This is a genomic window from Candidatus Nitrotoga sp. AM1P (genome assembly GCF_013168275.1).
Classification (GTDB): Bacteria; Pseudomonadota; Gammaproteobacteria; order Burkholderiales; family Gallionellaceae; genus Nitrotoga.
This window is the reverse complement of record NZ_AP019547.1, coordinates 923,973-947,975: the sequence shown is the minus strand read 5'-3', so window position 1 is coordinate 947,975 and position 24,003 is coordinate 923,973. Positions and strand designations below refer to the sequence as shown.

The 24,003-nt window shown below is 47.3% G+C and carries 25 protein-coding genes and 1 pseudogene; 10 read left to right on the top strand and 16 right to left on the bottom strand.

Annotation, left to right across the window (positions count from 1 at the left end; genetic code table 11):
• Positions 1-11: 11 nt before the first annotated feature.
• The 4 genes and pseudogenes from W01_RS14110 to W01_RS04170 form a co-directional block, all read right to left on the bottom strand.
• Positions 12-985 (bottom strand): annotated as a pseudogene (locus W01_RS14110) (IS30 family transposase).
• 146 nt (positions 986-1,131) lie between these two features.
• Positions 1,132-1,827 carry a HugZ family pyridoxamine 5'-phosphate oxidase gene (locus W01_RS04180; protein ID WP_173052351.1) on the bottom strand — a complete coding sequence of 232 codons (696 nt, stop codon included), beginning with the start codon at positions 1,825-1,827 and terminating at the stop codon, positions 1,132-1,134.
• 77 nt (positions 1,828-1,904) lie between these two features.
• Positions 1,905-2,507: an NAD(P)H:quinone oxidoreductase gene (wrbA, locus tag W01_RS04175; RefSeq protein ID WP_173055736.1), complete on the bottom strand. Its 603-nt coding sequence runs from the start codon at positions 2,505-2,507 to the stop codon at positions 1,905-1,907.
• Between the two features lie 879 nt (positions 2,508-3,386).
• Positions 3,387-3,728, bottom strand: coding sequence for a hypothetical protein (locus W01_RS04170; RefSeq protein WP_173052349.1), 342 nt, complete (start codon positions 3,726-3,728; stop codon positions 3,387-3,389).
• A gap of 441 nt (positions 3,729-4,169) precedes the next feature.
• On the opposite strand from W01_RS04170, the gene W01_RS04165 reads away from it, so the two are divergent.
• Positions 4,170-5,147 (top strand): IS30 family transposase, encoded by a 978-nt coding sequence (locus W01_RS04165; protein ID WP_173052347.1) that lies wholly within the window; start codon positions 4,170-4,172, stop codon positions 5,145-5,147.
• Positions 5,148-5,279: 132 nt separating this feature from the next.
• Here the strand turns inward: W01_RS04165 and hemP are convergent, their stop codons facing one another.
• Positions 5,280-5,471, bottom strand: a complete 192-nt coding sequence (gene hemP / locus W01_RS14650) for a hemin uptake protein HemP (RefSeq protein ID WP_173052345.1) — start codon at positions 5,469-5,471, stop codon at positions 5,280-5,282.
• Between the two features lie 352 nt (positions 5,472-5,823).
• On the opposite strand from hemP, the gene W01_RS04155 reads away from it, so the two are divergent.
• Positions 5,824-6,852: an NAD-dependent epimerase/dehydratase family protein gene (locus W01_RS04155; protein WP_173052343.1), complete on the top strand. Its 1,029-nt coding sequence runs from the start codon at positions 5,824-5,826 to the stop codon at positions 6,850-6,852.
• Between the two features lie 49 nt (positions 6,853-6,901).
• Here W01_RS04155 and phoR read toward each other — a convergent pair whose 3' ends face one another.
• The 5 genes from phoR to W01_RS04130 all read right to left on the bottom strand — a co-directional run bounded on the left by phoR (position 6,902) and on the right by W01_RS04130 (position 12,206).
• The gene (gene phoR, locus W01_RS04150) at positions 6,902-8,224 is read right to left on the bottom strand and encodes a phosphate regulon sensor histidine kinase PhoR (protein ID WP_173052341.1); all 1,323 of its coding nucleotides are present in this window, start codon (positions 8,222-8,224) and stop codon (positions 6,902-6,904) included.
• 133 nt (positions 8,225-8,357) lie between these two features.
• Positions 8,358-9,044, bottom strand: coding sequence for a phosphate regulon transcriptional regulator PhoB (gene phoB / locus W01_RS04145; RefSeq protein ID WP_173052339.1), 687 nt, complete (start codon positions 9,042-9,044; stop codon positions 8,358-8,360).
• A gap of 78 nt (positions 9,045-9,122) precedes the next feature.
• Positions 9,123-10,553: a sodium:solute symporter family protein gene (locus W01_RS04140; RefSeq protein WP_173052337.1), complete on the bottom strand. Its 1,431-nt coding sequence runs from the start codon at positions 10,551-10,553 to the stop codon at positions 9,123-9,125.
• A gap of 112 nt (positions 10,554-10,665) precedes the next feature.
• On the bottom strand, positions 10,666-11,268 hold the full coding sequence (locus tag W01_RS04135) for a peroxiredoxin (RefSeq protein ID WP_173052335.1): 603 nt from the start codon (positions 11,266-11,268) through the stop codon (positions 10,666-10,668).
• Between the two features lie 458 nt (positions 11,269-11,726).
• The gene (locus W01_RS04130; RefSeq protein ID WP_173052333.1) at positions 11,727-12,206 is read right to left on the bottom strand and encodes a hypothetical protein; all 480 of its coding nucleotides are present in this window, start codon (positions 12,204-12,206) and stop codon (positions 11,727-11,729) included.
• Between W01_RS04130 and W01_RS04125 the strand changes: the two genes are divergently transcribed.
• Positions 12,201-12,455 carry a phospholipase D-like domain-containing protein gene (locus W01_RS04125; protein WP_338140708.1) on the top strand — a complete coding sequence of 85 codons (255 nt, stop codon included), beginning with the start codon at positions 12,201-12,203 and terminating at the stop codon, positions 12,453-12,455. The genes W01_RS04130 and W01_RS04125 overlap by 6 nt on opposite strands.
• 83 nt (positions 12,456-12,538) lie before the next feature.
• Here W01_RS04125 and ruvB read toward each other — a convergent pair whose 3' ends face one another.
• From ruvB to W01_RS04105, 4 genes are all read right to left on the bottom strand, one after another.
• Positions 12,539-13,600, bottom strand: coding sequence for a Holliday junction branch migration DNA helicase RuvB (ruvB, locus tag W01_RS04120; protein WP_173052331.1), 1,062 nt, complete (start codon positions 13,598-13,600; stop codon positions 12,539-12,541).
• Positions 13,597-14,175 (bottom strand): Holliday junction branch migration protein RuvA, encoded by a 579-nt coding sequence (ruvA, locus tag W01_RS04115; RefSeq protein WP_173052329.1) that lies wholly within the window; start codon positions 14,173-14,175, stop codon positions 13,597-13,599. Before ruvA ends, ruvB begins: the two co-directional genes overlap by 4 nt.
• Before the next feature lie 106 nt (positions 14,176-14,281).
• The gene (gene ruvC, locus W01_RS04110; RefSeq protein ID WP_173052327.1) at positions 14,282-14,818 is read right to left on the bottom strand and encodes a crossover junction endodeoxyribonuclease RuvC; all 537 of its coding nucleotides are present in this window, start codon (positions 14,816-14,818) and stop codon (positions 14,282-14,284) included.
• A gap of 49 nt (positions 14,819-14,867) precedes the next feature.
• Complete coding sequence (locus W01_RS04105) at positions 14,868-15,593, bottom strand: YebC/PmpR family DNA-binding transcriptional regulator (protein WP_173055732.1); 726 nt, start codon at positions 15,591-15,593, stop codon at positions 14,868-14,870.
• A 408-nt stretch (positions 15,594-16,001) separates the two neighbouring features.
• Between W01_RS04105 and W01_RS04100 the strand changes: the two genes are divergently transcribed.
• The 4 genes from W01_RS04100 (at position 16,002) to recX (ending at position 19,430) form a co-directional block, all read left to right on the top strand.
• Complete coding sequence (locus W01_RS04100; protein WP_173052325.1) at positions 16,002-17,195, top strand: O-succinylhomoserine sulfhydrylase; 1,194 nt, start codon at positions 16,002-16,004, stop codon at positions 17,193-17,195.
• Between the two features lie 124 nt (positions 17,196-17,319).
• On the top strand, positions 17,320-17,829 hold the full coding sequence (locus W01_RS04095; protein WP_173052323.1) for a CinA family protein: 510 nt from the start codon (positions 17,320-17,322) through the stop codon (positions 17,827-17,829).
• 130 nt (positions 17,830-17,959) lie between these two features.
• Positions 17,960-18,991, top strand: a complete 1,032-nt coding sequence (gene recA, locus W01_RS04090; RefSeq protein WP_173052322.1) for a recombinase RecA — start codon at positions 17,960-17,962, stop codon at positions 18,989-18,991.
• Positions 18,957-19,430, top strand: a complete 474-nt coding sequence (gene recX / locus W01_RS04085; protein ID WP_242007031.1) for a recombination regulator RecX — start codon at positions 18,957-18,959, stop codon at positions 19,428-19,430. Before recA ends, recX begins: the two co-directional genes overlap by 35 nt.
• Positions 19,431-19,494: 64 nt before the next feature.
• On the opposite strand, the gene W01_RS04080 is transcribed toward recX, so the two are convergent.
• Positions 19,495-20,082 carry an SCO family protein gene (locus W01_RS04080; protein ID WP_173052320.1) on the bottom strand — a complete coding sequence of 196 codons (588 nt, stop codon included), beginning with the start codon at positions 20,080-20,082 and terminating at the stop codon, positions 19,495-19,497.
• 218 nt (positions 20,083-20,300) lie between these two features.
• Positions 20,301-21,029, bottom strand: a complete 729-nt coding sequence (gene fnr / locus W01_RS04075) for a fumarate/nitrate reduction transcriptional regulator Fnr (RefSeq protein ID WP_173052318.1) — start codon at positions 21,027-21,029, stop codon at positions 20,301-20,303.
• Positions 21,030-21,918: 889 nt separating this feature from the next.
• Here fnr and W01_RS04070 point away from each other — a divergent pair.
• Genes W01_RS04070 through W01_RS04060 form a run of 3 tightly spaced genes read left to right on the top strand, consistent with a single transcriptional unit; the run spans position 21,919 to position 23,924 of the window.
• A complete protein-coding gene (locus W01_RS04070; RefSeq protein ID WP_173052316.1) occupies positions 21,919-22,671 on the top strand; it encodes a hypothetical protein in 753 nt (250 codons plus the stop codon).
• 60 nt (positions 22,672-22,731) lie between these two features.
• Entirely contained in the window at positions 22,732-23,010 is a 279-nt protein-coding gene (locus W01_RS04065) for an HPr-rel-A system PqqD family peptide chaperone (protein WP_173052314.1), read from the top strand.
• 2 nt (positions 23,011-23,012) lie between these two features.
• Positions 23,013-23,924, top strand: a complete 912-nt coding sequence (locus tag W01_RS04060; protein ID WP_173052313.1) for an HprK-related kinase A — start codon at positions 23,013-23,015, stop codon at positions 23,922-23,924.
• The last annotated feature ends 79 nt before the right edge of the window (positions 23,925-24,003 follow it).

The window sequence follows — 24,003 nt, the reverse complement described above, 5'->3', positions numbered from 1 at the left end:
AGTGCAACAGCTCATGTTGGCTTGGTGTAGCGCACCTCTACCCCGAATAGTACTTCATGCGGTGATCTGAAACCCAGCACTTTGCGTGGCCGGTGGTTGAGTCGTTCTACCGCTCGCTGCACTTGCTCCTCGGTAACGTCAGTCAACGCCATGCCCTTGGGGAAGTACTGCCGCAATAACCCATTACTGTTCTCGTTCAGACCTCGCTCCCAGGAACGGCAGGGGTGCGCGAAATAGATCGCAGTCTGTAGTTCTGCTGCGATGCGTTCATGTCCCGCAAACTCTTTGCCGTTATCGAATGTAATGGCGTGGCATTGGTCTTTATGGGGACTCAGCAAACTCGTTGTCATGGCCGTTACACCCTCGGCATGTTTGCTGCGTAGGTGCCCCGCCAACACATAGCGCGACTTCCTTTCAGCCAGGGTAACCAGTCCACCTTTGTGGTTCTTGCCGATGACGGTATCACCTTCCCAATCTCCATGCGCGTCTTTTGGTCAACGATTTCCGGATGTTCATCAATGCTGACACGGTTCTTGATCATGCCTCGCCGCTCTTGCCCACTTGCATATCGCTTGCGGCGTGGTTTCTGGCTTCGCAAATGCCGGCACAGGTCACCTCCATCACGTTTGTCTGCGTAGACATGCCGGTAGATCGCCTCATGGCTGATCTGCAGTTCGCCCTCCAGCTCAAGCCGATTGGCGGCTTGTTCTGGGCTGAGGTCATCCCGGATCAACCTCTCGACTTCCACCCATTCATCCCATGAGAAGCACTTGCCATTCGTACAGGCTTGCTTGCGCTCATCACGTAACGATTGCGCCTGCTTTGGTCGCCAGCCGCGTTGACCTTTGTTTCGCCTGAACTCCCGTGAAATCGTCGACTTGTCCACGCCCATCTTTTGGGCAATCCGAGTTTGATTCAAACCCGCTTGTTTCAATTCGTAAATCTGATATCGTTGCCCGCTGGTGCGCTGCTTGTATTTCTTCATCTGTGCTCCTTTTACTTGGTCATTTAAGTGGCTCCGATATTAACGCAGCTCGCCACTTAAATTCACTTACAGAAGTTGCACTTCAGTGTTGAATCCGCCCTGTATTTATTTTAAGCAAAGAAAAATAAAGTCTTTGGCATGGATATTTATCTAGGCGCTCGTGACATAGCGATTAAAGCATGGCGAGCCTGTTGCGCATCGAACACCATTTCGGGAAAATCAAAACGTAATATTTTTTCATCGGCGCGGACATCGAAACCATCGCAGTCGATACCTAACATTTCCGCGTGCAGTACTTCGATTTTATGAAAGTGTTGGCAGTAGTGACGCATTGTGTCGCGATGATCCGTGTTCATGTGTGAGATCACGTTATTTTCTTGCTGAATTAACGGATAGGGTGGTACTAAATAGCTATTTGCCTCGATCCAATGGATTTTGCCGAAGCCACCAATATAACGTAATGACTGCGGCATGATGCGGTAAATTGAAAAGTCATGCATGTTAAAGTAGGTTTGTGCTTCCGGAAAGTAGCGCAAATAGCGTGTGCCAGCTTTGTCTGTATCCGTAATAATTTGCGCTGCACCCACCACGGTGATACGTCCTTGAGTTTGAATATGTGGGCTATCTTGGTTATGCGTTATTAGGCTTACACGTGGGTCATATTGGATGTTTTTGGTGTGCTCCGCTAATGTGCTAATCAGAATGAGTAGACTGCCATCATGGTCAACTAGATAGGGTGTGATAGAGCCGAACGGATGGCCATCAAATTTTTTAGACAGCGTGCATAGCGCGCCGTAGCGATGAGCACGTAACATTTGGCGAGCTTCGCGCGCATTATTCATAAATATTCCTGAAAGTTATTTATGTGTTATTTCCGGGAAAGCGGGAATAAATATTTAAGGCATTTATTGTTCCAATTTTATGCGGCCAATTTCAATGCCGTTTGCGCAAGCCGCTTGCCGAGCGCGATGCATAGTCTTTTTTCGTCTTCGCTGACGAGGCGGTCGTTAGCCATCCCTGCAAAATGACTGGCGCCATAAGGTGTTCCACCCTGTTGTGTGGTGGCGAGTTCCGGCTCGGAATAAGGCAGGCCAACAATAATCATACCGTGGTGCATCAGCGGTAACATCATGGATAGCAGCGTACTTTCTTGTCCACCATGCATGGAGCCAGTTGAAGTGAACAAGGCAGCGGGCTTGCCGACCAACGAATGTTGCATCCATAGCGAACCAGTGCCATCCCAGAAATACTTCATTGGAGCGGCCATGTTGCCAAAGCGCGTGGGGCTTCCAACAGCAATGCCTATGCATTCTTTTAGATCGCATAACTCGGCATAGGGGGCACCCTCATCAGGTATGCCGGGTGCGGTCGTCTCACATACCGTGGAAATTTTAGCTACGGTGCGCAGTCGTGCCCGAACACCCGCTACCTGTTCCACGCCACGTGCTACCAGTTGAGCCATTTGACGCACTGCACCATGCTGGCTGTAATACAGTATAAGGATTTCTTTGTCGGTTATCATGGGCATATTGTATTCAAGTTGTTAATTATACAAAAAAGTTGTTTTATCAAACAAAATGAATTATGGAAATTTTCTGGATGGATTTGCTGTATTTTCTGCGTGTTATCGCAGATTAATTCAGACAAGATTGCGCTGTACGGAGTGGGTGGTTAGCCTGATTTTTACCACGTTGTTGTCATTGGCGCGGTTGATTACCATAGTACTTACGTTGTTTTCAGTTTTGCCGGTATGTTGATTTTTCTGAATAAATAAACAAACTTTTACTTGCCAATATGATGATAAAAACTGGCAGCAAAATAATTTCGGCTCTATGTGATTTGCAATGGGTAATTGCGATTATTAAGTCATAAATTCTACTACGTTATTCAGCATGGTGCTTGACCTGTAACCATCTGGATAAGTGACATACCTTTTGCTAGTGAGCGATATTTCGTTTGCCGCTAAGGATTCCAATAAAAAGAACTTCATCTGCATATTGGTTTTGCGCGTGGTTCGCGATTCCTCGATGAGATGGGCAGCGTGTAAGGTACACGACACATCTGCGCGAATGCAGCACTGTTGTTACCAAAGGCTTCACGCCGGATGTGTGTATGGGCGGCGTACGACCTGATGCGGAAAATAGAAGATCGCCTCATGGTATCCGACGATATCGTTCAGTCGCAATGAGCTTTAGATCGGTGTGGTGATCACCAACGCGCTGAGGCTAGGTCAAGTGAAATTGTAGAGAGGAATTGTGGACTTATACTGTCAGGCATTTGAATCCGGTTGGTCACTTTGTTCGTGATTCGTCAATTATAAGGGTGGTGTGATGCATAGCGGCATATTCTTTGTTTGCATTTGCCTTCCACAATCACATCACTTCTGGTGCTCGCATAAAACTTATGGTGTTGGAATAAATGGAGGTGAAATTTCTAGAATCGGAATACCTTGATTCGAATTTTCTGGATTAGAGAACGTGTGAGGAATAAAGGTTGCTGGAGTAGAGAATTGTGGGGATGAAAGCAGGCGCGATGTAATATTTGGAGTAGACAGCAATCCGGGTGTGATATTTGGAGTAGACAGCAATCCGGGTGTGATATTTTGGGTAGACAGCAGTCCCGGTGTAATGTTCGGAGTAGACAGCAATTTCGATGTGACATTAGGAGTAATAGTCTGTGGAATAGTCCTTGCTGAAGCTGAAACAGCAATTATGCTGAGTAGAGCCAATATAATTCTGTACATTGACATTCCTCCTATAGTGAACTCTTGAACCAAGATAATAATGTATCTAGTTAAAGAGAGTATTCATCTACATGCAGCAAATTGGCGCTGCCCCGTTGCTACTTCTATTGATGAAAATTTTCTCTCTCTCGCTACATTTATTTATATTCTTTGCTTTGCGTTATTTGCCTTAGTAAACTTCTGTTAAGTTTGACTAGAATTGTTGGCTTGAGTTCACTGCCAATGGTTGTACAGGTCAATAGAGAGTATACCTTGATGCTGGTTTATGATTTGGTATGAAATCTAAGGAGTATGCGGGGTAGTGTTAATACAAACTTTATGTGTAAGCCAATTTTATTATGCGGCGGATTCAACACTGAAGTGCAACTTTTGTAAGTGAATTTAAGTGGCAAGCTGCGTTACTATCGGAGCCACTTAAACGACCAAGTAAAAGGAGCACAGATGAAGCAATATAAGCAACTCACCAGCGGACAACGATATCAGATTTACGGATTGAAACAAGCGGGTTTGAATCAAACTCGGATTGCCCAAAAGATGGGCGTGGACAAGTCGACGATTTCACGAGAGTTCAGACGAAACAAAGGTCAACGTGGCTGGCGGCTAAAACAAGCGCAATCATTACGTGATGAGCGCCGGCAAGTCTGTATCAATGGCAAGCAATTCTCATCGGAGTGCTGGACGGAAGTCGAGAGGTTGATCCGGGAAGACCTCAGCCCAGAACAAGCCGCTAATCGGCTTGAGTTGGAAGGTGAACTGCAGATTAGCCATGAGATGATCATCTACCAGCACATTTACGCGGACAAACGTGATGGAGGTGACCTGCACCAACATTTACGTAGCCAGAAACCACGCCGCAAGCGATATGCGAGCGGGCAAGAGCGGCGAGGCATGATCAAGAACCGTGTCAGCATTAATGAACGTCCGGAAATCGTGGACCAAAAGACGCGCATGGGTGATTGGGAGGGTGATACCGTCATCGGCAAGAACCACAAAGGTGGACTGGTTACCCTGGCTGAAAGGAAGTCGCGCTATGTGTTGACGGGGCACATACGCAGCAAACATGCCGAGGGTGTAACGACCGTGACAACGAGTTTGCTGAGTCCCCATAAAGACCAATGCCACACCATTACATTCGATAACGGCAAAGAGTTTACGGGACATGAACGCATCGCAGCAGAACTACAGACTGCGATCTATTTCGCGCACCCCTGCCGTTCCTGGGAGCGAGGTCTGAACGAGAACAGTAATGGGTTATTGCGGCAGTACTTCCCCAAGGGCATGAAGTTGACTGACGTTACCGAGGAGCAAGTGCAGCGAGCGGTAGAACGACTCAACCACCGGCCACGCAAAGTGCTGGGTTTCAGGTCACCGCATGGAGTATTATTTGGGGTAGCGATGCGCTACACCAAGCTAGCATGAGCTGTTGCACTTCGAACTTGAATCCGCCTTGCTTACTTACCAGTGGTGCACTAATTATTTTTAGTGATGCAATGCTCAGAGTTATTGTGATTACACGAATTATTGTCGTTCGTTGCTAATGTAGTTGTATGTTTATGCTGTTAAAATCATCTTGTTGCTTTGAGTTAATTGCAGTCGGTAAATGCGGCCTGCATGTTCAATTTCTATTTCGCGCTTTAGTTGAAACAAATCTTCACTTTTAATGCGAATGAGTAAATTTTTTTTAGAGTTTGAAACTGACTGACACGCAGTGTTAGAAGTTTCTGTCTCGCGTTGAATGGGCATAGCTATCAAAATCCATTTAATATAAATAAGAACAATTCGTATTATTATTATTACTTTATTCAAAGATGATTGCAAGTTTTTTGTAATATTTGAATGATTACCATTGATAAATATTCAGCACTTTTGTTAAACCTGGATGGTAAGTGTGAAATGAAGTTGAGCTAAGGTAGAATTCGATAGGGGCAATTTCTGTCTGCGATTTAAGTCGTCTTTGGTACCCGTTTAGAAATGTTCTGAAGTCTTCAATTGTTAATTACAAATAATTTGCATTTGCAAGCGACAAATTCGCATTTTAATTCGATGTTAGTCAAAGGCATAGGGTATGGCTCTTTGGTATGTGTGAGGAATAATTATGACCGCTTTTCAAGCTCTTAAGCAGCGTCTTCCGCAGGAACCATGTGTTTGGCTGGTTACGGGCGCGGCTGGATTTATTGGGAGCAACTTGGTAGAGACACTTCTCCGGCTCGAGCAGCATGTTATTGGCTTGGATAATTTTTCTACTGGTTATAGAGAGAATCTGGAGAAGGTACAGCATTACGTAACACCGTCGCAATGGGCTCGGTTGCGTGTCATTGAGGGTGATATTCGCGATTTAAGTGTTTGTCGAGAGACGGTATCAGGTGTGGATTATGTACTGCATCAGGCGGCGCTTGGTTCGGTGCCACGCTCGCTTGAGAATCCCATACTTACTAATGAAAATAATATCTCGGGTTTTCTCAATATGCTGGTGGCGGCGCGCGATGCAGCGGTAAAACGCTTTGTATATGCGGCTTCCAGTTCAACTTATGGTGATCATCCCGGGTTGCCCAAGGTTGAAAATTTAATAGGCAAGCCTTTGTCGCCTTATGCAGTGACAAAGTATGTGAACGAGCTTTATGCTGATGTATTTAGTAGATGTTATGAATTTCACACAATCGGATTGCGCTATTTCAACATTTTTGGACGTCGCCAGGATCCTAATGGTGCCTACGCAGCGGTAATCCCGAAGTGGGTGTCCGGTATGATCAAGAATCAGCCTGTTTATATCAATGGCGACGGAGAAACCAGCCGCGACTTTTGCTATATCGACAACGCCGTGCAAGCCAATCTTCTTGCAGCGACTGTAGAGGATATCGCTGCCACCAATCAAGTTTACAATATCGCTGTCGGGGATAGAACTACGCTTAATAACCTCTTTGAGCAATGCCGAATATTGCTCCTGCCGCACTTTCCCCATTTGAAAGAATTTAAACCGGTTTACCGTGATTTTCGTGGGGGTGATGTGCGCCACTCTCAAGCAGATATTTCAAAAGCCCAGTCTTTTCTGGGTTATGCGCCTAGTCACTTTATTGCCCAAGGTTTGGAAGAATCGATGGCATGGTATGTTAAAAACTTAGCCTGAGTGTAAGAGAAGTTATTGAATATCCAGCCATTAATATGTAATGGTATCACTAAGTGGCACCAGTTTCTTCCGCTGGCAATGACAGACGTCGACTGGCCGGGAATACCATGCTGAAGGTGCTGCCCTTGCCTTCCACGCTGGCAATCTCAAGTCGCGCTTGATGTCGGCTAGCTATGTGTTTGACAATGGCCAACCCCAGACCTGTGCCTCCGGTTTCTCGTGCGCGACTGCGGTCTACCCGATAAAAACGCTCGGTCAGGCGCGGAATATGTTGCGGCGCGATGCCGCTACCGCTGTCCTGGACACTGAAAACTGGCCGGTCGCCTTGTTCGTGCCAGCTTACTAAAATCTCGCCCCCTTGCGGAGTGTAATGGATGGCATTTGATATTAAATTACCAAAGGCGCTGCGTAACTCATCGGCGTTGCCAAGCAGAGCGCAACTACTTGTTAGTTCCAGTCGCAAGGTGTGTTTTTCCGCACTTAAAGATTGTCCCTCTTGATGTAGCGTGCTTAAAAGTCTGGATACATCCACGGTTTCTTCCTGCAAGGCGTTGAGTGTGTCCTCCAGTTTGGACAAGGTAAGTAAATCGTCTACCAGCCGCTCCATGCGGTGCGTTTGTTCGCCCATCAGGTGCAGCGCGCGGCGTGTCATGCTGTTTTCAAGGTTGGGCATGTCGTGCAGGGTCTCAACAAAACCGTTGACTACGGTAAGCGGTGTGCGTAGTTCATGCGACACATTAGCGACAAAATCACGGCGCATGGTCTCAATACGTTCCAGATGAGTAATGTCGCGGCTGATCAATAGCAGCTTGTTGTTGCCGTAGGGAATCAGTTTGATGGACAGCGTCAGCCCGTCCTGCCGCGCACCGCACAGAACCAGTTGTTCGCTGAATTCGTGCAGGGCAAGGTACTGCACGAATTCAGGTTGACGCGCCAGATAAGTGATTTGTTGGCCGATGTCGCGCTTGCAGTCCAGGCCAAAATGTTGCTCGGCAAGCGGGTTGCACCATTCAATGTGATAGGCTTCATCGAGTATGGTCACTCCTTCTGGCAGCGCCGAGGTAGCCTGCTCCATGTGTTGTAGTGCCGCGACACGTTGCTCATGTTCTTTGCGATGCTGACGTACCATTCTGTTCAGCCGCGTAAAGACCTCCTCCCACATCCCTGGACCATCAGGCACCATACGCTCATCAGAATCGGCCAGCCAGTAATCAAGTGCTTCGAGCTGGCGCAAGTGAAGCACTAGATATATCAGCAAAAATACACTAAAGAATAAGGTAGCGGGTAACGCTCCAACTGTTGCCCACACTAACAAGGAGAGAACGAGAAAGACAAAAGGGAAAAAAAGTGCACGCCGCCAAAAATTAAACATGGTGTAGCCTTTTAAAATTACGCTGCGCCATTACTAGGATGTGCAAAGCAGGAGAAAACTACATATCGGCAGGATGCAAATAGACTGCAATTGACGGGATTAATTATGGCTACGATTTACCCATCCAATTTATTTAATTGCACGAAAAACGGTAGCCGCTGCCGCGCACAGTTTGAATCAGTCCATCGAGGCTGGAGGGTTCAAGCGCTTGGCGCAGACGGCGAATGTGCACATCCACTGTGCGCTCTTCCACAAATACATGATCGCCCCAAACTTGGTCGAGCAGCTGCGAACGACTATAGACTCTCTCGGGATGGGTCATAAAAAAATGTAACAAACGAAATTCGGTCGGCCCAAGATCAATCATTGCTCCATTAGCGTTGATACGATGCATCGCTGGCGATAATTCCAGCCCACCTGCCGTGACTGTTTCATCACTCATTTGTGGTGCACGGCGGCGTAACACGGCACGGATGCGAGCCATCAACTCACGCGGCGAAAATGGTTTGGTTATGTAGTCGTCTGCACCTGACTCCAGCCCCATAATTTTGTCGCGTTCGTCGGTACGTGCAGTCAGCATTATAATGGGAATGTTGCGTGTGCGTTGATCGGTGCGTAGACGGCGCGCCAGCTCCACGCCACTGCTACCGGGCAGCATCCAGTCAAGCAGGATTAGATCTGGCAGCGCATGGTTGATGTGCGTCCAAGCGCTATCGGCATCATATGCCTCGATTGCGCGGTAGCCGCATTGCGCTATGTTGAATGCCAGCAGTTCCTGAATCGCAGGTTCGTCTTCCACTACCAGAATATTAGCGGTCATTATTTCTCCGTTGTTCACATGACAAACAACTTGCGATGGTATGACAGAATTGTGACAGTAGTATGACGGCCATGTCTGCTATTCAATTTGATGAACAGCCTGGCGGCGGCGCTTCAAATCCGGCAGCAGCGAGCCGACCAACATGCCTGTTGCACTCATCAGTAAGCCCGCTAGTTGCGGTGGCCACAGCCCTTCAGGATTAAAAATTTCAAGCAATAACCAGGAAGATAGGCCCGCGGCAATTGCAAACAACGCTCCTTGCGTGTTCGCCCGCTTCCAGTACAACCCGCACACCAGCGGAATGAACGCTGCCACTAAAGTCACCTTGTAGGCGTTCCCCACCATCGAATAGATACTTGATGTAGATTTTAGCGCAAACAAGGTAACGGCCACGGTGAAGCATACAACGACCATGCGCATAGTCCACAAAAAATGTCGATCACTCTGGTGGCCGATAATGTCTTTCAGGATGTTTTCGGTAAAAGTCACTGACGGTGCCAGTAAAGTGCCGCTGGCAGTGCTCATAATAGCGGCAAGCAGTGCGCCAAAGAACATTACCTGCGCAAACACCGGCGTGTGGTTCATGATCAGCGTCGGCAAAATCAACTGCGCATTTTCGTCGATCAATGTGGCGACCATTATGGGATCGATCAACGTGGCGGAATAAGCCAGAAAAATGGGAATGAAGGCGAACAGAAAATACAGAACGCCACCGAGTAGCGCACCGTGTACGGCTGTTTTTTCATTTTTTGCGGACATCACACGCTGGAATACGTCCTGCTGTGGAATGGAGCCTAGCATCATGGTTACCGCTGCGCCGATGAATGCGAGCACATCTTTGGTTTCAAGCTGTGGCCAGAAAATTAGCTTGTTGGCATGTGCGGCATGGTCTATGACCATTCCTGCCCCCCCTGCTACACCGGACAGCAGCCAAGCCAGGTACAACATGCCGACAACGATAATCGTCATTTGGAAAGCATCGGTCAACGCCACCGACCACATGCCGCCAAACAAGGTGTAAACCAGCACGATACCAGCGCCAACCACCATACCTTCGCTGGGTGAAAGCGCACCTTGGGTGATAAAGGAAAACACCAGGCCCAGCGCTGTAATTTGCGCGGATACCCAGCCCAAGTATGAAGCGATAATAGCCAGGCTGGTAAGTACCTCCACCGAGCGGTCGTAGCGTTTCCGGTAATAGTCGCCGATGGTAATCAGATTCATTCTATAGAGCTTGGCGGCGAAGAATATCCCCACCAAAATCAGGCACATGCTGGCACCGAAAGGATCTTCAACTATTCCTCTCAAGCCTTGTTGGACGAACTTTGTGGATATTCCCAATACCGTTTCCGCACCAAACCAGGTAGCAAACACGGTGGCAGTTACAACATACAGCGGCAAGTGCCGGCCAGCCATTACATAATCTTTGACATTATGTACGCGCGTGGCGGCATACAAGCCAATTCCGATAGAAATCATCAAATACAAAATCACGAGCCAAATCAACATAAGTGCCTTGCAAAATCGTAACAGAGTGGTCGAATTGTAGCAGTCCTTGGCTGCGATTGAGATCAATAAAAAGGCTCCCGAGGGAGCCTTTGCGTAACTTTAAAATAAGTGTTTATAACTTTTCAGCGTGCTCGGTCAAGTACTTCGCCACACCCTCAGAAGAGGCATCCATTCCAGCTTTACCCTTGCTCCAGCCAGCGGGACAAACTTCACCATGCTCCTCGTGAAATTGCAATGCGTCTACCATACGCAGCATCTCATCAATGTCGCGACCCAGCGGTAAATCGTTCACCACTTGATGGCGTACCATACCGCCCCGGTCTATCAGGAACGAACCGCGGAAAGCTACGCCATCCTTGTGTTCAACGTCATACGCACGGCAAATGTCGTGTTTAATATCGGCCACGAGCGGGTAGCGCACCTGACCGATGCCGCCCATATTAACGGGCGTATTTTTCCAAGCCAGATGTGTGAACTGGGAATCAATGGAAATGCCGATTACTTCTGTTTGACGTTCCTTGAAGTCGTTTAGACGATGATCGAATGCAATCAATTCGGAAGGACAAACGAAAGTAAAGTCCAGTGGGTAAAAGAACACCACACCATACTTGCCGTCCAAGTAGCTATTTAAATTAAAAGTTTCGTTTATTTCATTATTACCCATCACCGCAGCAGCAGTAAAATCGGGGGCAAGCTTACCGACGAGAACAGCCATGATTTTTTCCTTTTGTTGACTGAATTGCCAAGGTATGGAATTTAGCGAGTGATAGGGTAGCTGTCAACCATAATGCATTGAGGTAAGCTGGCAAAAAATCCAATGTTTCTAAAATGCTGACGATGGGGACGAAGATGGAACAGATATCCAAAAGAATTTACGTACGATAGTTTCGGGAGCAGACAGTGAGGTTGCTTAAGGTAGATGCGCTGAAGGTATTTGAGGTGGCAAAGCGGGTATCGACGGTTGGGACATCAGTTGAACTATCACCTGCAAGGCCCGTCGAGAAGGGTTGAAGGTGGGAAATAAAACGGGTGCTTCCATTTTGTCCCGTTGATTCAGTTTGATGTACGGATTTTAATGAGTTATTTGCAAACCCAGTTTACACAAAATTCCGTATACCCTAATTTTAGAAACTGAATGAAGTTAGTATCAGAACACCCCATTGACTCATCTCTTTATAGCGAATCTCCGATTCGCCTGTTGGAAGAGGTTGATTTTTCGCAATGCCAGCTCCGGGTACTTTTACATTTGGATCGGTAACGGCTCCGATACCAACTATTCCAACTGCTAGTATCGTTATCATCTTTGATATTTCGCTTAAAGCCCAACATTACCCCTAAGCCTACAGCTTCAATTATTTGATCTGATCCAGGCTGTAGTGAGACAAAAGGACCACATCCCCATTGTTTTCCCATTAATTTCTTCTCTGGTGTAAAAAAATAATGGCTCTTAAGCATGATCCGTGCAACATCATTATGCTCGGTATCGACTCTAACTATTCCATTGGTAAGTGAAGCAGCTTTGACCCTATCATGAGAGCCTAAGTCATGGGTTAAGGACACCTCCACTCCAAAATTAAGGCCGGCAAATTCTTTTTCAGCAAATTGCTGGCCAGCGGGATCAAGATCTATCAACTGCAAATTGCGGTCTTGCATGCCAAGACCGCCGTGCTCGACAAGGCTTGGTTGACGGTAGGGTCGACCAATATTGATACCCGTAGTTTTTTGCACAACAATGAAATCAACGTGGTGGTCTTTGGCGATGAGTTCGGCACTGCGATGAAAAATGCGTTTTTCGAGGATCTCCGCAATTCAGTCGAAATGACCAAGGAAACATGGGAGCAGCGTTCACTGGTCAGCCGGATTAAGGGATGGGCAGCCCGCAGATTTGAGTATTGGCTGTGATGTGTCCCTCGCTGGCATATTCAAGGTTTGAATTTAACTGTGCGGGAATAACGAATGCAAAGATTATTGACAATGCATTGTTTCTAATTGCTCTCCTCCCATAAATCTTTGCTGTTAGCATTACGTGGCTGCGCTAGTCCAAAATGTTTGTAGGCATTAGCGGTCGCCACCCTTCCGCGCGATGTGCGTTGCAAGTAGCCCTGTTGAATCAAATAAGGTTCCAGCACATCTTCAATGGTATCGCGCTCTTCGCCGATGGCAGCGGCAAGATTGTCTACGCCCACTGGGCCACCGGTAAACTTTTCGATCACGGTCAACAATAGTTTTCTGTCCATCATGTCCAACCCCTGCATATCTACGTCGAGCATGGTAAGCGCGGCATCTGCCACGTTGCGCGTTGCTTCGCCTTGCGCCCTTACTTCGGCAAAATCGCGCACGCGGCGTAGCAATCGATTTGCAATACGTGGCGTACCGCGTGAACGTTTCGCAATTTCCAGAGCCCCATCGGGCGAGATTGGCAATTCCAGTAAACCGGAAGAGCGCGTCACGATGCGCTGTAATTCGCTGGTGGTGTAAAACTCCAGGCGCGCTACGATACCGAAACGGTCGCGCAGGGGGTTGGTCAACATACCGGCGCGAGTGGTTGCTCCAACCAGAGTGAACGGTGGCAAGTCCAGTTTCACCGAGCGCGCTGCGGGGCCTTCGCCGATCATGATATCGATCTGATAGTCTTCCAGCGCGGGATACAGGATTTCTTCCACCACCGGCGACAGACGATGGATTTCATCGATAAACAGCACATCGTTCGGCTCGAGATTGGTTAACAGGGCAGCGAGGTCCCCGGCACGTTCTAAAACTGGCCCGGAAGTATGGCGCATGTTGACGCCCATCTCGCGTGCGATGATATGCGCTAAAGTCGTCTTGCCCAGCCCTGGCGGGCCGAACAGTAGGACATGGTCAAGTGGCTCTTTGCGTTTGCGAGCTGCTTCAATGAAAATTTCCAACTGCCCTCGTATTTTTTCCTGGCCAATATATTCGTCCAGATGTTTAGGGCGTAATGCACGTTCCTGCATTTCCTCCTGCAAAGAGACGGGAGCGGGAGAAATAATGCGATCAACTGCAGTTAGATTATCGTTTTGGATCATACTTTGGATAATAGCTTAAGTGCTTGGCGGATGCCGTCCGATACAGTTGCATCTGCGGCCAATTGTTTGGCTGCCCAATCCGCTTCCTTCCCGCTGTAGCCTAACGCCAACAGCGCGTTGGTGATATCGTTGCCATGTGGCGTCACAACACCACTTGCGCCATCCGACACGGACACGATGAATTTATCTTGCAATTCCAGCAACAGCCGCTCGGCGGTCTTTTTGCCAACGCCTGGAATTCTGGTTAATAGCCCTACCTCTTTACTTGCCACGGCAATGGCAAGATCATTCAAGCTCAAACCAGACAGCACCGACAGCGCCAACTTCGGCCCCACGCCACTAATTTTCAACAAGTGACGAAACGCTGTGCGCTCGTCCTCAGAAGCAAAGCCATAGAGCAGGTGTGCATCTTCACGAACGATAAGTTGGGTATATAAAACCACACGTTCATGCAGTACAGGCAGGTTATAGAAAGTGCTCATCGGCACATTCACCTCATATCCCACGCCTTGAACATCCAACAAAATTTGCGGTGGATTTTTTTCCAACAAGTTACCTGTCAAACGCCCAATCATGTTTTCCTTTGTTAATCTTTTCGGCTAATTGTGCAGATGCGATAATTATTGCATTAGAAAAATTACAATCGTGTTTAATCCGTGGCTGGAGAAGTTACCATGCTTTCTAACTTAATCTGCCATTGCGCATGCGCAAGCCCTTGGTCGCCAGTTGGCCCATTCCCATACCAGCGTGCGCATGACAAATCGCACACGCCAGCGCATCCGCCGCATCCGGGCTGGGGGAGTCGGACAATTCCAGCAATCGCTGTACCATATCTTGCACCTGCTCCTTTTTCGCATGGCCATTACCGACCACCGCCTGCTTCACTTGCAACGCAGTGTATTCCGCAACTGGCAAGCTCGCCAGTACCGCAGCGCAAATCGCCGCACCACGCGCCTGCCCCAGTAGCAGGGTGGATTGCGGATTGACGTTAACGAATACTTTTTCTATCGCCACCAGCTGCGGCTGATGCATTTCAATCACTTCACGTAATGAATTGAGAATGACCTTAAGACGCTCAGGCAAATCACCACCCGGTGTTTTAATAAAGCCGCTGGCGACATAAATGAGTTTTTGCCCCACTTTGTCCAGCACGCCAAACCCGGTAATACGCAGGCCTGGGTCAATACCTAAAATGCGTGCGGGAGAAGAATGAGTCATCGGAGAAAAGAGAATTTAGCCGTTCCCCTTATCCCTGTTTTCTCTTCATTCATTCCGCAATCACGGCCGTTGTATAAACTTCCTGTATGTCATCAAGGTTTTCCAGTGCGTCTAATAGTTTTTGCATGCGCACTGCATCGTCACCCGTAAACATGACTTCGACAATAGGCTTCATAATTATTTCTGCCATTTCCGGCTTAAAGCCAGCGGTTTCCAAGCGCTGCTTAACTTCGATAAAATCATTGGGTGCAGTAATAACTTCGATACTGCCGTCATCATTGCTCATTACGTCCTCTGCTCCCGCGTCCAACACTACTTCCATTAGTGCATTTTCATCGGTGCCCGGTGCAAAAATCATCTGCCCGCAATGTTTAAATAGAAATGACACAGAACCATCTGTGCCGAGATTGCCGCCGTGCTTTGTGAAAGCATGGCGCACATCGGCCACGGTGCGTGTCTTATTATCGGTCATGCAATCTACCATCACCGCGGCGCCATTGATGCCGTAGCCTTCGTAGCGCAGCTCAAGGTAATCCACACCTTCCAGTTCCCCGCTGCCGCGTTTAATAGCGCGCTCCACATTATCTTTCGGCATATTCTGGTCATAGGCTTTTTCCATCGCTAATCGCAGGCGCGGATTACTGGCCGGATCGCTATCACCCAGCCTGGCCGCCACGGTAATTTCCTTGATCAAGCGTGTAAAAATCTTGCCCCGCCTTTCATCCTGGCGACCTTTGCGGTGCTGAATATTTGCCCATTTACTATGACCCGCCATGACATTTTCTCCGTTGATTGATTCGCGCATTCCGAGCGCCGCAAGGATTTGTATCCTGATGATGTAGCGTGGATTTAAATTCGAAGTGCAATAGCCGATGATAAAGTAATTTTTCTATCATTTTAGTGTAGCGTACCTTATCCTTAAAGAATACCTGAAATAATGCCCTGTCTCCCAGCACTTCGCGAGACTCATGCTTGAGGCCGGCTGCCATACATTACACCTGCGCTAGATGCCCTTTGCCTCATGGCAGTCGGATGTTGACAATGATGTGTACCAAGTGTTAATTTTGCATACGCGCCGATTTGAGGAACAGCTTGCGGGCGCTTTATAAATACAGCTAAAGCGGGTGAAGCCCGGTTTAGCTTAAGCTATCCGGGTTTTTTATTTTGCACGAGGGAGTACGTTATGCCAGAACAATCTAACCACGCAGAAAAATCTTATCAGCTTGAAACACTCGCAGTACACGCGGGCACAAAACGCAGCCAATTTAATGAACATAGCGAAGCACTGTTTCTGACTTCCAGTTTCGTGTTCGATAGCGCGGCCCAAGCCGCTGCACGCTTTATCGGCGCAGAGCCGGGCAACATTTATTCGCGTTTCACCAACCCTACCGTTACCATGTTTGAGGAGCGTTTGGCCGCGCTGGAAGGCGCGGAGCAGTGTGTGGCGACGGCGTCAGGTATGTCGGCGATTTTGGCGTGCTGTATGGGTTTGCTAAAAAGCGGGGATCACATCGTCGCTTCGCGCAGCATATTTGGCTCGACGGTAAATTTGTTCGGTACCATTTTTAAACGGTTTGGTGTGGACACGACCTTTGTTTCTGCCACCGATGTGAACGAGTGGGAAGTTGCGGTACGACCTAACACACGGCTATTTTTTCTGGAGACACCGTCCAATCCCCTTACTGAAATATCCGACATTGCAGGCATTGCGGCAGTAGCGAAGCAGCAAGGTGTGTTACTGGCAGTAGACAATTGTTTTTGCACTCCCGCGTTGCAGCGCCCGCTGGATTTAGGCGCGGACATCGTGATTCATTCCGCTACTAAATATCTTGATGGCCAAGGGCGTGTACTGGGAGGTGCGGTGCTAGGCAACAAGAAAGTGATAGAACCTATATACCAGTTTCTGCGTACGGCGGGGCCGACTATGAGCGCATTCAACGCATGGGTATTTCTGAAAGGCATGGAGACATTGAAGATTCGTATGAACGCGCACAGCGCTAATGCGCTGTCCGTGGCGCAATGGCTGGAGGCGCAGGATAATGTGGCGCGCGTGTATTACCCCGGTCTGCCGTCGCATCCACAACATGAACTGGCGATGAAGCAGCAGAAGGCTGGTGGCGGTATCGTATCGTTTGAAGTAAAGGGTGGCAGAGAAGAGGCTTGGCGTCTTATCGATAGCACGCGCATGATTTCAATCACGGCTAACTTGGGCGACACCAAGACCACATTAACCCACCCAGCCACCACCACGCATGCCCGTATAACTCAGGAGGCCAGAGATGCAGCGGGTATTAGTGAGGGTTTGTTGCGCATTGCGGTCGGATTGGAAGCAGCAAGCGATATCCAGATCGATCTGGCACGAGGGATGTACAAATAAAAAGCTGCTATCTCCGCACCCAGCTGGGATATTTTTATTTGAGATTAGCTGAGTTTTCCAGATGACCGATAGTCAACCTGCCGTGCGATTAGTCCAAGCGTGAAAATGAAAAGCCAATGAAATTATGTTTGTGAGTCGTGATATTGAAAACATGGCAATCCAAATTGGCAGTGCGCTAAAGTCGCATGGTCTTGTGTTGGCCACAGCCGAGTCATGTACGGGCGGTGCGGTGGCCAGTGCCATTACTGATATTGCGGGCAGTTCCGAATGGTTTGAGCGCGGCTTTGTCACTTATTCAAATGAGGCTAAACGCGAGATGCTGGGTGTTGCCCAAGACACTCTGACACGTTACGGCGCGGTCAGTGAGGCCGTAGTGCGCGAAATGGTAGCAGGCGCGTTGTACTATAGCCATGCGCAGGTGGCATTGGCGGTCAGCGGCATTGCCGGGCCAGCAGGCGGTACGTCGGACAAGCCTGTTGGCACAGTGTGGTTTGCTTGGGGAATTAAGGAGGGACAGTGCTTTGTGTGCCTGCATCATCTCTCTGGTAACCGTGCAGAAATTCGCACGCAGTCTGTGGGCATAGCTTTTCAAGGAGTTTTGGAACTGCTAAGTCAGGTAACAGAGGTAGTTTAAGATCGTGCCGGTTATGGTCATCCTGTTTTTAAATCAGGAAATTTTAAATTGATCTAACCAGAGTCTTTCTAGTTTAGACTCGGATGGCTTATGCCATAATCATGTATCAATTTTGAAGGGAAAAAGTTACATGGATGATAATAAAAGCAAGGCACTTGCGGCGGCTCTGAGTCAGATTGAAAAGCAGTTCGGCAAGGGTTCTATTATGCGTTTGGGTGAGCATGATATTGCGCGCGATATTCAAGTGGTTTCTACTGGATCATTAGGATTGGATATCGCGCTGGGCGTGGGTGGCCTGCCGCGTGGTCGTGTAATTGAAATCTACGGACCGGAATCGTCCGGCAAGACCACGCTCACATTGCAAGTAATCGCCGAAATGCAAAAATTAGGCGGAACGGCTGCATTTATTGATGCAGAACATGCGCTCGATCCGCAATACGCGCAAAAGCTGGGCGTGAATGTCAGTGAGTTGCTCATTTCGCAACCGGATAACGGTGAGCAAGCGTTGGAGATTGCTGATATGTTGGTGCGTTCGGCTGCTGTGGATGTGGTGGTGGTTGATTCTGTGGCAGCACTGACTCCCAAGGCGGAAATTGAAGGGGAAATGGGCGAGCCGCAAATGGGTTTGCAGGCACGTTTGATGTCGCAGGCATTGCGCAAGTTGACCGCTAACATCAAGCGTTCCAATACAACAGTGATTTTTATTAATCAGATACGTATGAAAATCGGTGTGATGTTTGGTAGCCCGGAAACCACGACCGGCGGCAATGCTCTAAAATTCTATGCTTCAGTTCGGCTGGACATTCGTCGTGTCGGTGCGATTAAAAAGGGCGATGAGGTAATCGGTTCAGAAACCCGCGTGAAAGTGGTTAAGAACAAGGTGGCGCCGCCGTTCAAACAGGCGGAATTCGATATTTTATATGGTGAAGGTATTTCTCGTGAAGGCGAAGTCGTCGAATTGGGTGTACTGCACAAACTGGTCGAGAAAGCTGGCGCTTGGTACAGTTACAAGGGTGAGAAGATTGGTCAGGGAAAAGATAATGCGCGCGAATATCTTAAAGAGCATCCTGAAATGGCAATTGAAATTGAGAACAAAATCCGCGCTGCGGCTGGTGTAGTTGCACTCAATGATGGAACAGAAAGCGGTGCCAAAGAAGCTTGAGTTAAGCCTGCACACCCGCGCCATGAAATATCTGGTGCGGCGTGAATATAGTCGTGCCGAACTGCACGCTAAGCTTTTGCTTCAAGCTACACCAGACGACAATGTGGATAGGGTTTTGGATGAATTGGCGGCGCGCGGTTGGTTATCCGATTCTCGTGCAGCCGAGCAGTTGGTGCGCATGCGCCGCAATCGTTTCGGCATGCAGCGCATTACATATGAACTTCGCCAGAAAGGTATAGGCGAAGATCTGATTAACGATGCATTACCGCAAATGAGAGATACCGAACTGGAAGCGGCTCGCAGCATCTGGCAAAAAAAGTTCGGCATTGTCCCTGAGAATGCCAAGGAAAAAGTCAAGCAGCTACGTTTTATGCAATCGCGCGGCTTTATGCCGGATGTGATTTTTAAGGTATTACGAGGTATAGACGATGGTGAATAAGCTGTTTGTGTATCAGCCGATATGTAAATTGGAGTGGACGGATTAGGGAATTTTAGATCCCGGTTTAATGCGCCATCTGCAGTAACAATCTTATATCCTGCACTAACAATTCGGCGCGCTGGTTATAAGGGGAAAGCAATACGGGCTGGCCGCGTGTGCCAATTAAGTAGGTGCCATCGGAATGATCCAGTGTATAGCTGTCTTTTTCGACCCGCTTGTCATAATGGACGCCAAATGTCTTGGCTACCTGTGCAGTAGTTTTGGTATCGCCATACAAGCCCAGAAAAGACGGGTGAAAAGAGGGAACATATTCAGCTAATAGTTTTGGCGTATCGCGTTCTGGATCCAGTGTGACAAATAGCACCTGCACCTTTTCTGCATCCTTGTCGAGTAGGCGCATCACCTGCGCTAGATCAGCCAGTGTAGTCGGACAAATTTCGGGACAGTGGGTATAACCAAAAAACAATACCACCACCTTGCCTTTAAAATCCGATAGTCTGCGTATTTTGCCGTTGGGGTCGGTGAGATGGAAATCCACAGGTTCTACTGCATACCGCCAACTGACATCAATGGCTTGGAATGGTGTAGGCGGCTTGGGTTTCTCGCAACCGACCAGCAGCGTTATAAATAACAGTAAAAGCAGGTTACGCATTTATTTTCCCTTACAACAATCAGTAATTGCACCGATGGATAATTGTAAAATTACGAAAAGGATATCAGCCTAAGCTGATGAAAGAGATGATGGGTACACAACGATCAACCAGTTGTGACAGGTTTTCATTATTGTAATGCTGGTGGTTACAAGGAAAGTTATAGGGTTCATGTTCAGATTGAACAACAATGCGCGGTGCGTTATCAAATAGTGATAGGTTAGCGCGCACGCTTTCCTATGCAAGCTTGCAGCCCGGGCAGGCAAAGTATTTCCAATGATCTATTGCGCACATTAATCAGTTTGCTTTCCTGTAGGTGGGACAGTGCGCGACTGACGGTTTCCAGTTTTAATCCGAGATAGCTGCCGATTTCTTGACGCGTCATGCGCAATTGGAATGAGGTGGGGGAATAACCGCGTACCGCAAAACGCTGTGATAGATTGAGCAGGAAAGCAGCCAAGCGTTCCTCTGCACGCATTGATCCAAGCAGCAGCATAATATTTTGATCTCGGACAATTTCTCGGCTAAGGATGCGGTGCAGGTGTCTCTGTAGAGGAGGGAGCTCTCGGCCGAGATCCTCCAGACGATTAAAGGGAATTTCACATATCTCACAGTCTTCAAGTGCTACGGCATCGCAAGTGTGTGTATCACTACTAATGCCATCCATGCCGATGATTTCTCCAGCCATCTGAAAGCCGGTCACTTGTTCGCGTCCGTCTTCATTAAGGATCTGGGTTTTGAAAAAACCAGTACGAATTGCATACAGTGCCTGAAATTTGTCCCCGCTCCGATATAATATGCTGCCATGACGGTAAACACCCTTGCGGGTAATTAAATCATCCAAGCGTGCCATTTCGATATTACTCAGGTTAACGGGCAGGCATAGTTTGCGCAGATTACAAGTCGAGCATGCAGTTTTCAGCGAATTGTTGGGAACAGATTTGTGCATGGTATGGATTTCTATAAGGTATTTTGGTATGCGGCATTTTTATTTTGATGCGGGCAAAAAATTAACATAGGCAAAAATTATATGTTAATTTTGACATATATCAAGCCGCAAGTGAGAAATTTCCAATATATAATTATATCTGTTATAGGGCGGCTGTTAATTGATATGGTTCTATAGTGATTTACAGTGAGTAGTACTTTCGGATGAATTACAAGAATAGCCAGCTAAAAATCCGTTCGTCCTGAGCTTGTCGAAGGATGGGCGGGACTGCTAAAAAGATAAATTAAATGTTTGGGGCGTACATACTCCGCTTCGAGATAGCTGTTGCCTGGCTATACCGAAAATCTTAAAAAGCCGTATTAGTTAGTAATGGGCCAAGGTTATACTACACGCGCCCTCCTGTGAAACTTGCTTGGTTTTAGGAATATGACATGCGGGAAGACGCATTGTCGGTTGAGATATAGATCAATGGGAAGCCACAAGAAGTTAAACAAGCCATGATGCGCGGCGACTGGGCAGAATTCCTTGCTCGGCGAAAATAAATCTGCTCATTCTTATGACGGACACAGAACGAACGGATATTTCTTCTATGAGGGGTTGAGTGTTGACACCACTCTAATTCACATTAGAGCTATGAATAGTGGGTTTTGATGTCGAAAATTCTTACACCTTGATAATAATAATATTCAGCAGAACTAGAAATCGACAAGGATTTACAATGTATAATTTTGTTTATTAGCATATTATATTTTATATATGGTATGTGGCATGTATTTTGCTTAAGTTGTTCAGTGTATTCTACCAGTCTCCTCATTATTTACCTGCGCTAAATAATTGAGTTGTAGCAGTGCGTGTAATGCAGGGTGCAACTTTAAAAGGATGATTATTGATGACTAACAATTTGGATCAAAATAATGAGTTGGAAAAGCAGCAATTATCTCAGGATACGGATGATCAAATAAAGTTTTCAGGCGAATCTCGCAGACGATTTGCGATATCTGGTTTGGCGGTATCAGGGATAATTCTAACTCTTGCGAGTCGGCCCGCATTGGGTGATCCGTATTGCAAGTCACCATCTGGGTTTTTATCTGGCAATACCAGCCAGCATGGTGCTTGTCCCCCTCCGCCTCCCTCTAAATTTGTCACAAATCCGGACGAAACATTTATAGCCGCGTTTCCAAAGTCAAGCCAATCAAATACGTCGTATAACAATAAACGCCTGTCAGATATGCTGACAATTCCTTGGCCAGAGCCTCAACTTGCAAAAGTAACCGCTCCAGTGCAGCAAGTGGAAAAGGGTAAATTGGGAGCTGCGAGCTACATGACGGCGTTTCGTGCTTCATCAGGTTCAAATTCTTCGGTGCAAAAAGGCAAGGGTACGAACAATATAACGATGCCCACTTCAACAACTTCAACTTCTGTAGTTGCACCTCAGAACCCTGATCCTGAAATACAAAAACTATTACAACATCTTGTAAAAGCATTACAAAATGCGAGAAGTGGAGCAACTCCTTATTTGACTGAAGATACAATTCGATCGATGTTCTATGAATGGCAGGATCGTGGTGTTTTTTCTCCAACTGCCAATGTAGATTGGGATGCTTCAAAAATTATTTATTATTTAGAACAAAACTCAAAATAATTGAATTATCAGCATAACCAGATTTTGGTCTTACTTCCCTTCCATACATTGTGATTAAACATGAAATGGCAAGTAATTCCCGATCAAGTAGTTAACTGCTGTTCATGGGATGATGAATTCGTGTTTTATAACAAGCTTTCGGGAGATACGCATCTGCTTGATTCAACGGCTACTCAAATACTATTGGAATTACGACAATCGCCATTAAACGTGTTATCCCTAACGGAAGTGCTTGCCCCACGTCTGCAAGCAAAAATGGTAACGTATGAGGAATTTTTCTTTCAAATTGAACACCTCCTCAATGAGCTTAATACGCTTGGGCTGATAGAATTTAGCTGATTTTGAATGTTTCTGCATTAACTCCATCAGAACTTAAACGCCGTCTTAGAAAGACGGGGATATTTCTGCAAACCGGTTCTTTTACCACGCACCTCAAAACTTCGATTTCCCATGTGGCTGAAGGTATCGGTTTGCTTTATGCCGATTATCCCTTAGTAGAACAAGATGATTTTGCAGATTTTCACATTAGTCTTGTTCGCCCACGTAACCTGCGACGATGGTTCAAGCCACAGGCGTTGTTTTTATTTGATGGAAACACAATATTTAAACCTCTGCCGCTCGACCAGGCATTTCCTATGTTGGAGTGGGGGCTGAATTGGTGCGTATCGAATCATGCTAATCACTGTTTGATTATTCATGCGGCGGTAGTTGAAAAAGGTGGTTATGCTGTAATTATGCCCGCTCCTCCTGGTTCGGGTAAAAGTACCTTATGCGCAGCCTTGGTAAACCGTGGGTGGAGATTGCTGTCTGATGAGCTTGCTTTGGTTCGTGTTAGTGATGGGAAACTCATCCCGCTTCCGCGCCCCGTTAGCTTAAAAAACGAATCTATCGAGATTATCAGGCGTTATGAGCCAAACGCGATTTTCAGCCGCAAGGTGGCAGATACGATAAAGGGCACGGTTGCCCATATGAAAGCACCGCCTGATAGCTTAGCTCGAGCTACAGAGGTCGTTCAGGTTGCGTGGATTATTTTTCCTAAGTATCAGGCAGGCGCTAAGGCGTGTTTGGAGGCGTTGCCGCAATCTCGCGCTTTCATGCGGGTTGCGGACAATTCTTTTAATTATAGTCTTCTTGGACTCAATGGCTTTAAAACCATGGCGAGTTTGATTGATGTGTCTCTGTGTTACGATTTTACGTACAGTAAATTGGATGATGCCATTGAAATATTTGGTGCATTAAAGCCGAAAATTTGAGAAAGTAATCATCTGTATATTAAATAGAAGTCATTTACGATTAAGCTACTCCTAGCCTTCCTTTATGAAGGAAGCGGAT

Bases quoted from the DNA above. Each gene is read 5' to 3' on its own strand.
- W01_RS04180 (WP_173052351.1), bottom strand. From the start codon at position 1,827: ATGAATAATGCGCGCGAAGCTCGCCAAATGTTACGTGCTCATCGCTAC.
- wrbA (WP_173055736.1), bottom strand. From the start codon at position 2,507: ATGATAACCGACAAAGAAATCCTTATACTGTATTACAGCCAGCATGGT.
- W01_RS04170 (WP_173052349.1), bottom strand. From the start codon at position 3,728: ATGTACAGAATTATATTGGCTCTACTCAGCATAATTGCTGTTTCAGCT.
- W01_RS04165 (WP_173052347.1), top strand. From the start codon at position 4,170: ATGAAGCAATATAAGCAACTCACCAGCGGACAACGATATCAGATTTAC.
- hemP (WP_173052345.1), bottom strand. From the start codon at position 5,471: ATGCCCATTCAACGCGAGACAGAAACTTCTAACACTGCGTGTCAGTCA.
- W01_RS04155 (WP_173052343.1), top strand. From the start codon at position 5,824: ATGACCGCTTTTCAAGCTCTTAAGCAGCGTCTTCCGCAGGAACCATGT.
- phoR (WP_173052341.1), bottom strand. From the start codon at position 8,224: ATGTTTAATTTTTGGCGGCGTGCACTTTTTTTCCCTTTTGTCTTTCTC.
- phoB (WP_173052339.1), bottom strand. From the start codon at position 9,044: ATGACCGCTAATATTCTGGTAGTGGAAGACGAACCTGCGATTCAGGAA.
- W01_RS04140 (WP_173052337.1), bottom strand. From the start codon at position 10,553: ATGTTGATTTGGCTCGTGATTTTGTATTTGATGATTTCTATCGGAATT.
- W01_RS04135 (WP_173052335.1), bottom strand. From the start codon at position 11,268: ATGGCTGTTCTCGTCGGTAAGCTTGCCCCCGATTTTACTGCTGCTGCG.
- W01_RS04130 (WP_173052333.1), bottom strand. From the start codon at position 12,206: ATGCAAGACCGCAATTTGCAGTTGATAGATCTTGATCCCGCTGGCCAG.
- ruvB (WP_173052331.1), bottom strand. From the start codon at position 13,600: ATGATCCAAAACGATAATCTAACTGCAGTTGATCGCATTATTTCTCCC.
- ruvA (WP_173052329.1), bottom strand. From the start codon at position 14,175: ATGATTGGGCGTTTGACAGGTAACTTGTTGGAAAAAAATCCACCGCAA.
- ruvC (WP_173052327.1), bottom strand. From the start codon at position 14,818: ATGACTCATTCTTCTCCCGCACGCATTTTAGGTATTGACCCAGGCCTG.
- W01_RS04105 (WP_173055732.1), bottom strand. From the start codon at position 15,593: ATGGCGGGTCATAGTAAATGGGCAAATATTCAGCACCGCAAAGGTCGC.
- W01_RS04100 (WP_173052325.1), top strand. From the start codon at position 16,002: ATGCCAGAACAATCTAACCACGCAGAAAAATCTTATCAGCTTGAAACA.
- W01_RS04095 (WP_173052323.1), top strand. From the start codon at position 17,320: ATGTTTGTGAGTCGTGATATTGAAAACATGGCAATCCAAATTGGCAGT.
- recA (WP_173052322.1), top strand. From the start codon at position 17,960: ATGGATGATAATAAAAGCAAGGCACTTGCGGCGGCTCTGAGTCAGATT.
- recX (WP_242007031.1), top strand. From the start codon at position 18,957: ATGATGGAACAGAAAGCGGTGCCAAAGAAGCTTGAGTTAAGCCTGCAC.
- W01_RS04080 (WP_173052320.1), bottom strand. From the start codon at position 20,082: ATGCGTAACCTGCTTTTACTGTTATTTATAACGCTGCTGGTCGGTTGC.
- fnr (WP_173052318.1), bottom strand. From the start codon at position 21,029: ATGCACAAATCTGTTCCCAACAATTCGCTGAAAACTGCATGCTCGACT.
- W01_RS04070 (WP_173052316.1), top strand. From the start codon at position 21,919: ATGACTAACAATTTGGATCAAAATAATGAGTTGGAAAAGCAGCAATTA.
- W01_RS04065 (WP_173052314.1), top strand. From the start codon at position 22,732: ATGAAATGGCAAGTAATTCCCGATCAAGTAGTTAACTGCTGTTCATGG.